The sequence below is a fragment of the Nonomuraea terrae genome (assembly GCF_004348995.1).
Classification (GTDB): domain Bacteria; phylum Actinomycetota; class Actinomycetes; order Streptosporangiales; family Streptosporangiaceae; genus Nonomuraea; species Nonomuraea terrae.
In genome coordinates this window covers 1-14,241 of sequence record NZ_SMKQ01000222.1, presented here as the reverse complement: position 1 = coordinate 14,241, position 14,241 = coordinate 1, and the positions used below count along the sequence as shown (strand labels likewise).

Here is a 14,241-nt window from a genome sequence, read left to right as displayed (position 1 = left end):
CTGGGGCGGTGACGGGCAGCTCCCGGGCCGACAGGGTGATCGGCTCGGGCCGGGCGCCGGCGGCGCCGTAGGCGGAGAAGCCGACGTACGCGCTGGTGAGGGCCAGGGCCGCGACGAACATCCGGGCGGCGCCCGCCGTACCGGTCAGGACGGCCGCGCTTCTGGTCGACATGGTCACCACCTCTTCCTGCTCCCACCTAGAGTGAGGCGGAGAGGTTGAGTACTGCTTGTCGGCCGGTTGCAGGTGGTTGTAGCACAAACATCCACTTTTGACTAAGGTAAGGCTGACCTAAGGATCAGGGGGGATGAGCAGCATGCGGCTCGCGACGTTCGCCGTCCCCGCCCCCACCGATCCGTTCTGGCTGGGGCTGCCCTACTGGCTGGTCGGCGCCATCCTGATCCTGGCGTTGTTCGCGGCTTTCCAGGTCTACTACTGGGTCGGCCGCAGGCTCGGCGAACGTCTCTACGAGTCCCGCGTCGGCGTCAAGCTGGGCCGCGAGCGGATCGCGAAGATCGAGCAGGTGGTCGAGAAGTGGGGCGCGCTGGCCGTCTACGGCTGCTTCTGGGTGCCCATGCTCCGCCACACGCTCCCGTGGGTCGCCGGGGCGCTGCGCGTCTCCTATCCCTGGTACGTCATGGCCAGCGCGCTGGGCTGCCTGACCTGGGCGCCGATGTGGTGGTTCGGCATGACGGCGGTCGTGTGGGGCTGGCTGGAGCTGGCCGCGCACTCGCCGCTGGCGGCCGGAGCCGTGGCCGTCGCGATCGTCGCCGTCGTGGCCTGGCTCTCGGTACGCCGCCGGCGCAGGAGGCGCGCGACCGAGGAGCAGGTGCCGGTCTCCTAGCGTCTGCTCGCGCTCAGGTCCTCGATCACGGCCTCCGGAGCGTTCCTGCGTACGGTCTCGATGCCGTTCACGCATGCCATCTTGGACGGGAAGCCGCTTCCGACGGCGAGCGTCTGCCCGTTGTTCGCGACGAGAGCGAAACGGTATCCGCCCTGTTCATCCTCACTAATGATGAATTTTCCTGCCATGACTGTCCCCCGCCATATCGGATCTATGAATGATTTACCCCCGTCTGATAGCGACTCATAGCTGAATTAAGCAAACGAAACCTTGATCGCCTGTCACCATGATTGTCATGCGTATTGGGGGTTTCATCAGCTCTGTCGTGGTCGCCGTACTTGTGGGGTTCTCGTCCCCCGCCGTCGCCGCCGTGGAGGCCCCGCGTGTCGGGGCGAAGTCCGCGTACGTCATCGACTCCGCGGGAACGGTCCACTACGGCAAACGGCACACGAAGCGCATGCCGGTGGCCAGCCTGGCCAAGGTCATGACCGCGTACGTCGTGCTCAGCGAGGCGCAGCTGAGCGACGTCATCAGGGTCGACGCGATCGACGTCAGGTACGCCGCCCGCGGCGGCGCCGCCACCGCCGGTCTGCGCGCCGGCGAGCGCTTCACCGTCAGGGACCTGCTGTACGCCCTGATGCTCCCGTCGGGGGCCGACGCCGCGAACGTCCTGGCCCGGCACTACGGGCCCGGCAAGACGGCGTTCGTGGCCAAGATGAACCGGGCCGCCCGCGCGCTCGGGCTCTCCGACACCCGCTACACCAACGCCGACGGCATGCCGACACCCGCCGACGGCGGCTACTCCACGGCCGCGGACCAGGCCAGACTGGCCCAGCACGCGATGCGCGGCAGCGTGTTCAGGACCATCGTCGGCAAGTCGGCGCACCGGGTGGCCAAGACGGCCGTGCATCGGGCGCACGTCTGGCACAACACCAACAAACTGCTCACCCGGGCTGAGGACGTGCTGGGCGTGAAGACGGGCTTCACCCGGGCGGCCGGCTACTGCCTGCTGTTCGCGGGAGAGCGCAACGGCCGGGAGGTGGTGGGCGTGCTCCTGGGCGACCAGAACGAACGCCGCTTCAGCACCGCCGAACGCCTCCTCGACTACGCCGGCGACCGGATCGCGTTCAGCTGACCCGAAGCGCGCCCCTCACGTGACGCGGCCCGTGCCGGCTAAGCGGTCAGCCGAACGTGACGCGGCCCGTGCCGCGGAGGGCGGCGGTGCCGTGGGTGGCGCAGCCGAGAAGGGTGGCGGGAGCGGCGAGGGCGCCGCGCACACGCGCGCCGGCCAGCCGTCCCGCCGTGACCGCGCCGTCGAGCAACGCGTCGGCCGGATGGCGGGCGACCAGGCGGTCGGCGCGTAGACGTACCTGTGAGGTGCCCGCCGGACGGCCGGTCACGTCGAACCAGGTGACGAGGACGCTGCCCCGCACCTGCCGAACGCTGGTGCACGACGCCTGCGCGGTGGCCCTCAGCACCGCCCAGCCGGAACGCGGCGACGCCGCCGACCGGCCGGACGAGGCACAACCGGTGAGCTCGAAATTGCCCCGGACAGCGACCCGACGGGGCACGAGCCGCACCGGGGGCGTGAAGCCCAACGGCCGCACCGACGGCGTGGCGACCGCACACGCCAGCACCGGAACCCGCGCACGAGCCGCCGCCCGAACGGGCACCCCAGCGGCCGGCGACCCGCCGCCCTGGGATGGAGGAGTGGCGGGAGCGAGGACCGCCACCACCCGGGCATGGGGATGAGGTGCGGGGCTTGCGGCAGGAATGGCGGCGGCCATCCAGGCGGCGATCAGCCAGGCCGTGTGCATGGGAGCCCCCGAACAGCGCTACGTCATCGGTCGCTCACATTCTGCAGCATCATTCGACGGCCGGCACGGCGTCCTTCGAGGTGGTCGCTTTCGTGGTGACCTGGCCGGTGGCGGCCCGGCGGTCCCAGGGCAGTGCGCGGATGAGGAAGGCGATGACGATGAAGGAGGAGTAGGCCCACCCCGTGTGGGCAGCCCAATAACCCATGCCGATGACCTCGTACAGGCGCAGGTAGCCGAACGCGGCCCACAGGCTGGCCAGAGTGATCGCGGGCCATGCGCCGCGGGTCGGCCGGGCGAGCAGGAAGGGGACCGGCCACAGCAGGTATTGAGCGCCGAGCCGGTGGGTCACGATGAGGAAGACGAGCAGCAGCACGAGGGTGAGGTCGACCGGGTCGGCCCGGCGCCACCACCACGCCGCCGCGGCCAGGCCGAGGACGAGCACGACCATGCCGATCCGGCCCAGGATCGGGGAGTCGGTCTGGACGCCGCCCGTGGCGAGCGCCGTCCAGCCCCAGTCGCCCACCACTGGCCTGGTGGACATGATGCGCCGCGCCAGCTCGGGCAACTGGCTGAGCGAGGTGTCGAGGAAGACCGAGCCGGACAGCAGGACCGCCGCCGGCACTCCGGCCGTCCAGCCCAGCACGGTCAGCCGGCCCCGGGCCCCTGCCACGGCCAGCACGACCCCCGGCACGATGAGCACCGACCAGTGGGTGCACGCGATCGACAGGCCGATGAGCAGCCCCGCCGCGTGGGCGCGCTGGGAACGCGCGCAGACCAGCGCGGCCACGCCGAACAGCAGCGTGATCGGCGGGAACTGGCCGTGCAGGGCGCTCACCATCACGCCCAGCGGGATGAGCGCGTACTGGAAGGCGCGCAGGTTGCCCCGCTCGGCGCCGGTGAGCTTGGCGATCAGCGGGATGAGCACGAGGTCGGCCACGACGGGCACGATCCGCCCCGCGATCCCCCACGACAGGCCGAGGATCTCGCCCAGCTGCAGCTGGCCGGCCAGCACGTACGCGAGGAAGGGCAGGAAGTGCCAGCCGCCCTCGCGCAGGTGCATGGTGGGGTTCTGGCCGTTCAGCACGGCATTGCCCGCGTCGACGAAGTCGTGGCCGAAGTCGTACGGCACCGCGGTGTCGTTCGCGGCGGTCAGCATGACGGCGAGGCGCAGCACGGCACCGGCGGCGAGCGCCACCCACAGCGGGGGAGCCCATCCACGGCGCCCGGCGATCACCGCCAGCACCAGGCCCACCACCAGCGGAGGTCCCATCACCACAGCAGGACTCACGCCTCTCCCCTCGTCGCCTGGCCGCCGCATGCCGGAGGTCGGTTGCCGGAGGCCAGTAGCCTATGGGATCGGCGAAAGCACTCCGCGCACGGCCGGCGACAGGCGGGCTCATGCGTTCGAGGGCTCCGCGAAGGCCGGTAAGGTCGGTTGTGACCTAAGTGAAAGGAAACGCCGAATGCCGGAGCTTGACGGGACCCGCGTACTCGTCACCGGAGGATCGGGATTCATCGGCAGGCGTCTCGTGTCGGCCCTGCTGGCCGGCGGGGCCGAGGTCGTGGTCGCCGACCTGGTGGAGCACCCTGACAAAGCGGTGGAGTGCGTCGTCGGTGACCTGTGCGATCCGCAGGTGAGACAGAAGGTCGTCACGCCCGGCCTCGACGCGGTGGTGCACCTGGCGGCGGTGACGTCGGTGCTGAAGTCGGTCTCCGACCCGGCCGGCACATACCGGCTCAACGTCGAGGCGACCGCCGACCTGCTGGAGCTGGCGCGTGAGCGGGAGGTGCCCGCCTTCATCCTCGCCTCGACCAACGCGGTCACCGGTGACGTCGGCACGGCGCCGATCAGCGAGGATCTGCCGCTGCGGCCGCTCACGCCGTACGGCGCGACCAAGGCGGCGGGCGAGATGCTGCTGAGCGCGTACGCGCAGTCGTACGGCATGCACGCGGCCTGGCTGCGGTTCGCCAACGTCTACGGCCCCGGCATGCGGCACAAGGACAGCTTCGTGCCGCGCCTGATGCGCGCGGCCGCCGCGGGCACGGGTGTCCAGGTGTACGGAGACGGCATGCAACTGCGCGACTATGTGCACGTCGACGACATCGTCCAGGCCGTTATGCTCGCCTGGCGGGTGCGGCACACCGGGCCTCTGGTGGTCGGCTCCGGCCGTTCGGTGAGCGTCAACGACCTCATCGACGCGGCCCGGCAGGTCACCGGGCAGCCCATCCCCGTCGAGCACGTGCCCGCGAAGCAGGGCGAGATGCCGGCGGTCGTCCTGGACATCTCCCGGGCCAGGGCGCTCGGATACGAGCCGCGACACGACCTGACCACAGGAATGGCCGGAGTATGGCCCGACTTCTCCGGCGACGAGGAACACACATGACCCCATCAGAGACGACGCAACAGGACATCGACGCCGCCGCTTCGGCGGCGTTCACGGCCGAGCACGGCGCGGACCTGCCGCCGATCGCGATCGTGATCGCCGCCTACAACGAGGAAGACGGCATCGGCGACGTCGTGAAGTCGCTGCCGGCCCAGATCGACGGACACGACTGCACGACCATCGTGGTCGTCGACGGCGCCACCGACGACACCGCGGCGGTCGCCCGCAAGGCGGGCGCGATGGTCTGCGACGTCCCGGTCAACCGCGGCCAGGGCGCGGCGCTGCGGCTGGGTTACCGCATCGCGCGGGCCGGCGGTGCCGACTACATCGTGACGACCGACGCCGACGGCCAGTACGACCCGGCCGACATCCCGCGGGTGCTGGCGCCGGTGCTGCGGGGCGAGGCCGACTTCGCGACCGGTTCGCGCGTGCTGGGCCGCCAGGAGACCTACGACCGGGTGCGCCGCGCCGGGGTCCACGTGTTCGCCTGGCTGATCAGCCGGCTGACCGGGCAGAGCGTCACCGACACGTCGTTCGGGCTGCGGGCGATGCGCGCCAAGGTCACGGGTGCCGTCGAGCTGCGCCAGCCGCAGTACCAGTCGTCGGAGCTGCTGATCGGCGTGATCGCGCGCGGCTACCGCGTCGCCGAGGTGCCCGCGACGATGCGGCTGCGCACCGCCGGGAGCACCAAGAAGGGCGGCAACCTGGTCTACGGCTACCGCTACTCGCGCGTGGTGCTCGGCACCTGGTGGCGGGAGCGGCGGCGGCCGGAGCCGCTGCCCGAGCCGGTCTCCGAGCGCGATGTGCCGGCGAAGACGAAATAGTGGAACAGGGCGAACTTCGCCACGAACAGTAGCGCGTAGACGCCGAGGAACACGGCCCCCACCAGGATCACCCGGGGGCCGTGGTCCAGCGGCGCGGCCAGCCCCGCCGCGACCCCGGTAGCCCAGGTCGACAGCGCCAGGGCGGCCAGCGAGGTCAGCCAGAAGCCCAGCACCTCGCGCACCGGCTTCGGCTGCTCCCGGTGACGGAAGACCCACCACCGGTTGAGCACGAAGTTCAGCACCGCGCCGCTCGCCCACCCCGCCGCGGACGCCTGTCCCGGCGTGAGCAGATGGGTGCCGTACGCCGTCAGCAGGGTGGCCTCGCTGGCCACGCCGGCCGCCACGGACGCGGTGGTGTACCGCGTGAAGACGCGTGGCAGCCGGCCCAGCAGACGGCGCAGCAGATCAGTCACGCCGCGCATGCCCGCTCTGCGGTACCCGGAAGACCCCCAGCACCGACTGCCCGAAGGGAATCGGCAGGACGCGGTCGAGGACCTTGGTCACCGGGACGATCACGCGGTCGTACAGGCCGACCACGCCGGCCTTGGGGGTGCCGGCCCGCCCCAGGCGGACCGCCGCCCACCACGCCACGCCGCCGAGCAGGTTGACCGGGCGGGAAACCAGCACCTCCAGGCCGGCCCGCTGGGCGACCTGGCGCATGGTGGCGGGGGTGTAGCGGCGGAAGTGGCCGACCCTGCGGTCGAAGTCGCCGTACAGCGCCATGTAGGCGGGCACCCACAGCACGACGGTGCCGCCCGGGCGGACCGAGCGGGACAGCAGGCTCAGGACCGCGGCGTCGTCCTCGAAGTGCTCGAGGACGTTCATGGCGACCACGGTGTCGACCGGGTCGTCCAGGCACGCCCCCGCGCCGAGGTCGAACTGCAGGGCCTGCACGTTCGGGTGGGAGGCGAAACGGGCCTTCATCACCTCGACGGCGTCGGGGTCGACGTCGCTGACGACGAGGCGCCGCCGGTCGGTGAACTGCGCCGCGAACTCGCCCAGCCCCGCGCCGACCTCCAGCATGCTGGGCCCGCAGAACGGCGAGATCAGCTCGTACTGGTAGCGACGGTAACGGGGCTTGTCGGCCCCGCCCTCCTCCGCCTCGCGGCCGGTGGCGCGGGCGAAGGCGCCCTCACCGCCGCTCGTCACCGCCGCTCACCGGCGCCGCGCCAGTTGACCCGGGGCCGCATGGCCTCCAGGTTCGCCCGGTCGCCGTAGCGCTTGGCGATGTCGAACAGCGAGGTGATCAGCGTGTCGGACAGCAGGTGCGGCTTGAGGCCGAGCTCCACCAGCGCCGTGTGCGTGACGTTGTAGTAGTGCTTCTCGAACTCGACGCGGGGGTTGTCCAGGTGGTCGATGGTCGCCGTGCCGGGGAAGGCCTCGGCGACCGTGTTGGCGATGTCGAGCACCGACATCGACTCGGTCATCTGGTTGAACACGCGGAACTCGCCGGGGTCGGCCGGGTTGTCGCAGGCCAGCTCGATGCAGCGGACGGTGTCGCGGATGTCGATGATGCCCCGGGTCTGGCCGCCGCTGCCGTAGACCGTCAGCGGGTGGCCGAGCACGGCCTGGATGACGAACCGGTTGAGCACCGTGCCGAAGACCGCGTCGTAGTCGAAGCGGGTGGCCAGGCGGTCGTCGAGCGCGGTCTCGGCGGTCTGCTGGCCGTAGACGACGCCCTGGTTGAGGTCGGTGGCGCGCAGCCCCCAGATCCGGCAGGCGAACTCGATGTTGTGGCTGTCGTGCACCTTGGACAGGTGGTAGAAGGAGCCCGGTCGCTTGGGGTAGAGCACCCGGTCCTTGCGGCCCTTGTACTCCAGCTCCAGCCAGCCCTCTTCGATGTCGATGTTGGGCGTGCCGTACTCGCCCATCGTGCCGAGCTTGACCAGGTGGATGTCCGGGTCGATCTCCTTGATCGCGTACAGCAGGTTGAGCGTGCCGACCACGTTGTTGACCTGTGTGTAGACCGCGTGCTTGCGGTCGATCATCGAGTACGGCGCCGCACGCTGCTCGGCGAAGTGCACCACCGCCTCAGGACGGAAGTCCTTGATCATCTGGTACGTGAACTCCGCGTCGCAGAGGTCGCCGATGAACGTCTCGATCGACTTCCCCGTCACCTGCCGCCAGGCCTCGACGCGGACCTGCAGTGACTCGATCGGGACCAGACTGTCCGCACCGAGCTCGAAGTCGTACTGGCGACGCACGAAGTTGTCGGCGACCGCGACATCATGACCGGCCTGTGACAGGTAGAGCGCCGTCGGCCAGCCAAGATAGCCGTCACCGCCCAGGACCAACACCCGCATAAAACTGATCTCACTTTCACTACGAGGTACTGCCGACACCCACGGAATGTCCTGGACTGTACCGAGGTTTGACGAGTGCACCGGCAACAGACTTATGTAAAGTCCTAGCACAGCTACGGGCCCACTCTCATTCAGCGGGCCACTTCTTCAGCTGTTCCACAGGTAGTGCTGAGCGTATCTGGAACTTCTCCAGAGGGGTCCCGCCCGGGGGACGGACGGACACACACACGGCGCTAACTATGTACGCTTTCCTCCGTGAAGTCCGACCTCCTCGCCCGGTTCCGCACCTTGGGCGAAGGCTCTACCCCTCTGTCAGAAGGACACACCCCATGGGGGAATTCACCGAGGTCCGCACCACGATCGACGGCCACGAGCGGGCGGCGGAGCTGGCGCACGCCATCCTGACCGCGGGCCTGGCCACCTCGATCGACATCGCCGAGGTGCCGGTGCCGCACCGCGCCGAGCCCGCCTGGCAACTCACGCTGGTCACGACGGCCAGGGAGCTGCCGCTGCTGGAACGCCACATCAAGGAGACCGGGGCCGACCTCGTCAGCGAGCCGGTCGACCTGCCTTGACTCACGCTCCCGGAGCCGTGGACCTCATCAGGCCGTGGCAGGCGATCGCCGCGGCGGCCACCACGTTCAGCGAGTCGACGCCCGCCGCCAGGGCCGAGGCGCTCATCGGGATGCACACCGCCTCGTCGGCCTCCTCCAGCCAGTGGGACGACAGCCCGTCGCCCTCCGCGCCGAGCAGCAGCGCGACCCGCTCGGAGCGGGCGGCGGCGTCGAGCGGGGTGGCGCTCTGGTCGGGGGTCAGGGCGAGCGTGCGGAACCCGGCCTCGCGCAGCTGCGCCAGGTCGCCGAACCAGTCGTCCATCCGCGCGTACGGGATCGAGAAGACCGCGCCCATCGAGACCTTGACCGCCCGCCGGTAGAGCGGGTCGGCGCAGCGGGGCGACAGGACGACGGCGTCGACGCCCAGCGCGGCCGCCGAGCGGAAGATCGCGCCGACGTTGGCGTGGTCGACCAGGTCCTCCAGCACGAGCAGCCGGCGCGGGCCGCCCTTCAGGCCCTTGAGCAGGGTCTCCACCGAGGGGAGCGGCAGGCGTTCCATGGAGGCGAGCGCGCCGCGGTGGACCGGGAAGCCGGCGATGCCGGACATGATCTCGTCGCTCACGACGTAGACGGTCGCGTCGCCGAGCGCGTCCTGCAGCGCGGTCAGCCAGCGGCACGTGGTGAGGACAGAGCGGATCGGGTAGCCGGCGCCGACGGCCCGCCTGATCACCTTCTCCCCCTCGGCGAGGAACAGGCCGCGCTCGGCTTCGAGGCTCTTGCGCAGCTCGACGTCCCGCAGCCGGGTGTAGTCGGACAAGCGGGGGTCGCCGGGGTCGGTGACGTACTCAAGCACCTTCCGATACTGCCATGCGCCGCCTGACCTGCCAGACGGCCGCGTAGCAGACGAGGACCGCGCCCAGCCCGATCACCGTGCCCGCGCCGGTCTTCGTGATCAGGCTGGGCAGGCCGAGCGCGGGGCTGGGCTCGTCCACGAGGGGCCAGAGCAGGCCGCCCGCCACGACGCCGGCGGCGCCCGCCAACAGGGTGAGCCGGCGGGCGCGCGGCGAGGTGCGCAACCGCTCCGGCACGGGCGCCGCCTCCATCCGCGACAACCGGCGCCAGGCCCACCAGAGCACCACGGCCAGCCCGAGCGCCGACGAGGCGTACTGGAGCAGGCGGAAGAGACTGATCGTCCCGAAGACGGAGGCCGACAGCCAGGGACCCCACTCGATCACGCCCGTGTGGTGGGTGAAGGAGTCCCACAGCACGTGGGTGGCCGCGCCGATCACGGCCCCGACGGCCATGGGCGCGGCGCCGGTGAGCCGTTCGGGAACGAGCCGCGCGGCCCGGCCGGCCAGCGCGGGCGGCAGCAGCGCGATCAGCGGGTCGCGCAGCACGGCGTGGAAGAGCGGCAGCAGGACGACGACCGCGAGCGGATTGAGCGTCAGCACCCCCTGCCAGGAATGCCAGTCGGTGTAGTCGGGCAGGCCCGGCAGGAAGAGCGGCAGGTCCGGCACCATCGTGCCGAGCGCCAGCGCCCAGGGGTCGGCGAACCTGCGCACCCGCCGCGACGCCAGCAGCGGCACGACCGCGGCGATGTGACTGGGCGTGAACGGCAATGGTCCCTCCCCCGTGCCCGGCGATCCTGACGATCATTATGCGCGGCGAATCTTGACCATGCTTTGCCGCCGCCGGACGGCGTCACGGTGCGCAGCGGGTACGGTACGTAGCGCTGTCGACGGCCGGATATCCGGAGGTTCGGGGGTTCATGGTGCCTGACCAGCGGATTCGGGAGCGTCCGGCCGCGTCAGCGGAATGGCTGCGGGACGCCCGGGCCGCCCGCACGCTCTCCCTGGTCACGCTCGTCTGGCTGGGCGCCGAGAGCGGGCTGGGCCTGGCCGCCGGTCTGGCCGCGCATTCGGTGGCGCTGATCGGGTGGGGGCTCGCGGCGCTCATGGAGGCCGCCGCCAGCCTGATCGTGGTGTGGCGCTTCACCGGCGCCCGTACGCTCTCGCCGAGCGCCGAGACCACCGCCCGGCGCGCGGTGGCGGTGAGTTTCTGGCTGCTGGCGCCCTATCTCGTCCTGCACGTGGCGCACGACCTCGACGCCGGGCACCGGGCGGCGCCGAGCCTGCTCGGGATCGTGGTGACGTCGCTCAGCCTCGCCGGCATGCCGGCGCTGGGTCTGGCCAAGCGGCGACTCGGCGCGCGGCTGGCCTCCGCGGCCACTGCCGGCGAGGGCACGCAGAACCTCATCTGCGCGGCCACGGCGGCCTGCGTCCTGGCCGGCCTCTGGCTCGGCACGCTGGGCTGGTGGTGGGTGGATCCGCTGGTCGCGGTGGTGCTCGCGGTGGTCGCCGTACGCGAGGGGTCACGGGCATGGCGGGGTCACGGATGCTGTCATTGACGCCACAGTAGGTAATCGGCGCACCAAAACAGCGGTTTTGCCACAGAGACCGCACCGAGTATCGTTCCCGGAGTATTGCGGAGCTTCTCCCGCTAGGGTCTCCGGAAGGTCTCGAGCAACCTAAGAGGACATCGTGGGGCGACACCGCACAGACGATCTCGATGGCGGATATCAAGCCAGCGAGCCGCCACCCCGCAGACGAACGAAGAACAGCCGCGGGCGGGTGCTCGTCCCGTTGGCCGGCGCTGTGGCCATGGCCGTGCTGCTCGGTGTCGCCGCGTTCGTCATCTTCAACCGCGACCACGACTGCTCGGGCGGCAGGCTGCCGCTGCGTGTCGTGGCGACCCCGGAGATCCAGCCCGCGCTGAACAAGATCGCCGCGGACTACAACAAGGCCATGCACTCGATCGACGACAAGTGCGTCGAGGTGACGGTGGCCGAGGAGGAGTCCGCCAGGACGGCCAACGCCGTGGCCGCGGGCAAGGCCACGGCCGACTTCTGGGTGGCCGACTCCAGCCTGCTCATGGAGAGCATGCGCGCGACCTCGGCGGGCGAGGAGCTGCCCCAGGTGGAGGGGTCGATCGCGACCTCCCCCGTGGTGCTCGCGGCGGCCAGGTCGGCCGCCTCGCGGCTGACCGACACGCTGCAGCCGAGCTGGTCCGCCATGATCTCCGCGGCGAACGTCGCCAACGTGGACGGCCCCGGCAGGAAGGTGCGCGTGCTCGCCCTCGACCCGCAGAAGAGCTCCGCGGGCCTGGCGGCGCTGCTGGCCGCGGCCGGCACCGCGAGGGAGGCGGGCCAGGACAAGGAGCTGGTGGGGGCGCTGAAGGAGCTGTCGGGCCAGCTCGCGAGCGACCCGGCGGCGCTGCTGGCCAGCCTCACGGTGAAGTCGGGCAGCAAGGTGCCGATCGGCGTCAGCTCCGAGCAGGCCATCTACATCCACAACACCGAGAAGCCGCAGTCGCAGGTGGTCGCCCTCTATCCCAAGGAGGGCACGCTCAGCCTCGACTACCCGGTCACCATCCTGACCGAGGACCCGGGCGTGCTGAAGGCCGCCGCCGACTTCAAGCAGGCCCTCGCCACCGAGTCCGCCAAGAAGACCCTGCGGGCCGCGGGCTTCCGCACCGACGAGGGCAAGGCGGGCGAGGTGCTGACGAAGGCCAAGGGCTTCGACCCGGAGAGCCCGGCGGCCCTCGACCCGCCGGACGGCGCGACCGTGACCCGGGTCGTGCAGACCTGGTCCCGGCTGAACCTCGGCAGCCGCCTGCTCGCCCTGCTCGACGTCTCCGGCACGATGGCACTCCCGGTGCCCGGCACGGGCATGACCCGCATGCAGGCCATCAACAAGATCGCCACCGAGGGTCTCTCGCTCTTCCCGCCCGACTCCGACATCGGCCTGTGGTCGTTCTCCACGCACCTCGACGGGCAGGGCAGGGACTACAAGGAGCTCGTCTCCGTCGGCCCGCTGGCCGAGACGACCGACGGCGTGCTGCGCAAGGACCTGATGGGGCAGACCCTGGCCACGCTCCAGGCCAAGGCCACGGGCGACACCGGGCTGAACGACACGATCAAGGCCGCGTACACGGAGATGACCAAGACCTACAAAGAGGACAAGGTCAACACGCTCCTGATCCTCACGGACGGCGCCGGCAACGACGACCCCGACGGCGGGGTCACGAACGCCCAGTTGCTGCAGTTCCTCAAGAAGACCTACAACCCGAAGCGGCCGATCAGCATCCTGCTCATCGCCTTCGGGCCCGAGGCCCGCAAGGGCAAGCAGCAGATGGACGCGCTGGCCAAGGCGGCGGGCGGCGAGGCGTACATCGCCGACGACGTCCTGCAGGTCCGCGACTTCTTCCTGCAGGGCATGGAACGCCGCATCTGCATGCCGAACTGCGACGGGTGACCGAACCGGCCGCAAGGAGCACGAACCATGCCTGTTGGGCATGGCGGGCGAACCTGGACAATTGACGCCGCGTCCTCTCCGCGTGGGGCTTGAGTGCCCGTTCTACCCGCGGGGAGGGAATCCGTGCCCGGATGGCCGACCGTCGACCGTGCCGACGACCAGGAGCTGGTGGAGGCTCTGCGGCGCGCGGACACCGATGCTCCCGCCAAGCTCTACGACGCCTACGCCGAGCGTCTGTACGACTACGCGTTCTCGCTCTGCGCCGACCGCGACCTGGCCACCGACGCCGTGCACGACGCGGTGGTCACCGCGCAGGGATGCGTGGACCGGCTGAAGGAGCCGGCCCGGCTGCGCCCCTGGCTGTACGCGCTGACCCGGTTCCAGGTGCGCGCCCGCCTCGCCCACCGCGGCGGAACCCCCGCGGCCGGCCTGCCGCTGCCCGACCCCTCCGAGCACGACGACCCCGAGCTGGCCGACCTGGTGCACGAGACGCTCGGCGAGCTGAGGAACGGCGAGCGCGAGGTGCTCGAACTGTCGGTACGCCATGGCCTGACCCCCGCGGAGGTCGGCGCGGTGCTCGGCCTGACCTCCCGGCAGGCGGCGGCCAGGCTCGGCAGGGCCCGCGACCACCTGGAGAACGCCGCCGCGGCGGTGCTGCTGGCCAGGACCGGCCGGGCGCACTGCCCCGACCTGTCGGCGATGGTCGACTCCTGGGAGGGCCCGCTGACGCCGCTGCTGCGCCGCCGGTTGTCGGGCCACATCGGCGGCTGCGAGGTCTGCACCGAGGGACGCCATCGCCAGGTCTCGGCCGGGCGGCTGCTCGACCTGGTGCCGATCGCGTACCCGGGGATCTCGCTGCGCCGCCGGGTGATCGAGACCTGCGTCAACCCCGAGCTGGACCAGACCAGAACCCTCATCACCGATCGCGGGGACGACTTCGACCGCACGGGGTTCCCCGTGGTGGTCGAACGCCGCGCCCGCCGTCGCCGGCCGCGCCGTCTGGCTCCGGTGCTGCTGGCGGGGGCGTGCCTGGTGGCGGCGACGGGCGCCGTGGTCGTGATCAACGGCCGCGGCGCCTCCGACTCCACCGCGCTGACGCTGGCCCCCGTCCCCACCGCCTCGCCCTCGTGGGAGGAGGACGGCACGCCGGAGGCGATGATCGAGGACGAGGAGCCGACGCCGTCGCCCTTGTCCACGCCGTCCC

At 71.1% G+C, this 14,241-nt stretch carries 16 protein-coding genes; 8 read left to right on the top strand and 8 right to left on the bottom strand.

Annotation, left to right across the window (positions count from 1 at the left end; all coding sequences use genetic code 11):
* Positions 1–305 precede the first annotated feature (305 nt).
* Positions 306–842 (top strand): DedA family protein, encoded by a 537-nt coding sequence (locus E1286_RS39965; protein ID WP_246075567.1) that lies wholly within the window; start codon positions 306–308, stop codon positions 840–842.
* Here E1286_RS39965 and E1286_RS39960 read toward each other — a convergent pair.
* The gene (locus E1286_RS39960) at positions 839–1,030 is read right to left on the bottom strand and encodes a YegP family protein (protein ID WP_132621362.1); all 192 of its coding nucleotides are present in this window, start codon (positions 1,028–1,030) and stop codon (positions 839–841) included. The two genes, E1286_RS39965 and E1286_RS39960, sit on opposite strands and share 4 nt — an antisense overlap.
* A gap of 107 nt (positions 1,031–1,137) precedes the next feature.
* Here E1286_RS39960 and E1286_RS39955 point away from each other — a divergent pair, with 107 nt between their 5' ends.
* Positions 1,138–1,977 (top strand): D-alanyl-D-alanine carboxypeptidase family protein, encoded by an 840-nt coding sequence (locus E1286_RS39955; RefSeq protein ID WP_246075566.1) that lies wholly within the window; start codon positions 1,138–1,140, stop codon positions 1,975–1,977.
* 46 nt (positions 1,978–2,023) lie between these two features.
* Here the strand turns inward: E1286_RS39955 and E1286_RS39950 are convergent, their stop codons facing one another.
* The gene (locus tag E1286_RS39950; protein ID WP_132621360.1) at positions 2,024–2,275 is read right to left on the bottom strand and encodes a hypothetical protein; all 252 of its coding nucleotides are present in this window, start codon (positions 2,273–2,275) and stop codon (positions 2,024–2,026) included.
* A gap of 433 nt (positions 2,276–2,708) precedes the next feature.
* Positions 2,709–3,947: a hypothetical protein gene (locus E1286_RS39945; protein WP_165970124.1), complete on the bottom strand. Its 1,239-nt coding sequence runs from the start codon at positions 3,945–3,947 to the stop codon at positions 2,709–2,711.
* A gap of 175 nt (positions 3,948–4,122) precedes the next feature.
* Here E1286_RS39945 and E1286_RS39940 point away from each other — a divergent pair, with 175 nt between their 5' ends.
* Together E1286_RS39940 and E1286_RS39935 are read left to right on the top strand one after the other, a co-directional pair.
* Positions 4,123–5,043, top strand: a complete 921-nt coding sequence (locus E1286_RS39940; RefSeq protein WP_132621356.1) for an NAD-dependent epimerase/dehydratase family protein — start codon at positions 4,123–4,125, stop codon at positions 5,041–5,043.
* Positions 5,040–5,867: a glycosyltransferase family 2 protein gene (locus tag E1286_RS39935; protein ID WP_223190858.1), complete on the top strand. Its 828-nt coding sequence runs from the start codon at positions 5,040–5,042 to the stop codon at positions 5,865–5,867. The genes E1286_RS39940 and E1286_RS39935 overlap by 4 nt, the downstream gene beginning before the upstream one ends.
* Here E1286_RS39935 and E1286_RS39930 read toward each other — a convergent pair.
* The 3 genes from E1286_RS39930 to E1286_RS39920 are packed head-to-tail and all read right to left on the bottom strand — an operon-like array spanning position 5,765 to position 8,170.
* Positions 5,765–6,280 carry a GtrA family protein gene (locus E1286_RS39930; protein ID WP_165970123.1) on the bottom strand — a complete coding sequence of 172 codons (516 nt, stop codon included), beginning with the start codon at positions 6,278–6,280 and terminating at the stop codon, positions 5,765–5,767. The two genes, E1286_RS39935 and E1286_RS39930, sit on opposite strands and share 103 nt — an antisense overlap.
* Positions 6,273–7,016 carry a class I SAM-dependent methyltransferase gene (locus tag E1286_RS39925; protein ID WP_132621350.1) on the bottom strand — a complete coding sequence of 248 codons (744 nt, stop codon included), beginning with the start codon at positions 7,014–7,016 and terminating at the stop codon, positions 6,273–6,275. Before E1286_RS39925 ends, E1286_RS39930 begins: the two co-directional genes overlap by 8 nt.
* Positions 7,013–8,170: an NAD-dependent epimerase/dehydratase family protein gene (locus E1286_RS39920; protein WP_132621348.1), complete on the bottom strand. Its 1,158-nt coding sequence runs from the start codon at positions 8,168–8,170 to the stop codon at positions 7,013–7,015. The genes E1286_RS39925 and E1286_RS39920 overlap by 4 nt, the downstream gene beginning before the upstream one ends.
* A gap of 329 nt (positions 8,171–8,499) precedes the next feature.
* Here E1286_RS39920 and E1286_RS39915 point away from each other — a divergent pair, with 329 nt between their 5' ends.
* A complete protein-coding gene (locus E1286_RS39915) occupies positions 8,500–8,745 on the top strand; it encodes a hypothetical protein (RefSeq protein WP_132621346.1) in 246 nt (81 codons plus the stop codon).
* Position 8,746: 1 nt separating this feature from the next.
* On the opposite strand, the gene E1286_RS39910 is transcribed toward E1286_RS39915, so the two are convergent.
* Positions 8,747–9,577, bottom strand: a complete 831-nt coding sequence (locus E1286_RS39910; protein ID WP_132621344.1) for a TrmH family RNA methyltransferase — start codon at positions 9,575–9,577, stop codon at positions 8,747–8,749.
* Positions 9,570–10,343, bottom strand: a complete 774-nt coding sequence (locus tag E1286_RS39905) for a DUF4184 family protein (protein WP_132621342.1) — start codon at positions 10,341–10,343, stop codon at positions 9,570–9,572. Before E1286_RS39905 ends, E1286_RS39910 begins: the two co-directional genes overlap by 8 nt.
* A gap of 149 nt (positions 10,344–10,492) precedes the next feature.
* On the opposite strand from E1286_RS39905, the gene E1286_RS39900 reads away from it, so the two are divergent.
* The 3 genes from E1286_RS39900 to E1286_RS39890 form a co-directional block, all read left to right on the top strand.
* Positions 10,493–11,131 (top strand): cation diffusion facilitator family transporter, encoded by a 639-nt coding sequence (locus tag E1286_RS39900; protein WP_132621340.1) that lies wholly within the window; start codon positions 10,493–10,495, stop codon positions 11,129–11,131.
* 223 nt (positions 11,132–11,354) lie between these two features.
* Complete coding sequence (locus E1286_RS39895; protein ID WP_132621338.1) at positions 11,355–13,037, top strand: substrate-binding domain-containing protein; 1,683 nt, start codon at positions 11,355–11,357, stop codon at positions 13,035–13,037.
* A gap of 123 nt (positions 13,038–13,160) precedes the next feature.
* The coding region (locus E1286_RS39890; protein WP_165970122.1) for an RNA polymerase sigma factor at positions 13,161–14,241 on the top strand (1,081 nt) is incomplete at its 3' end.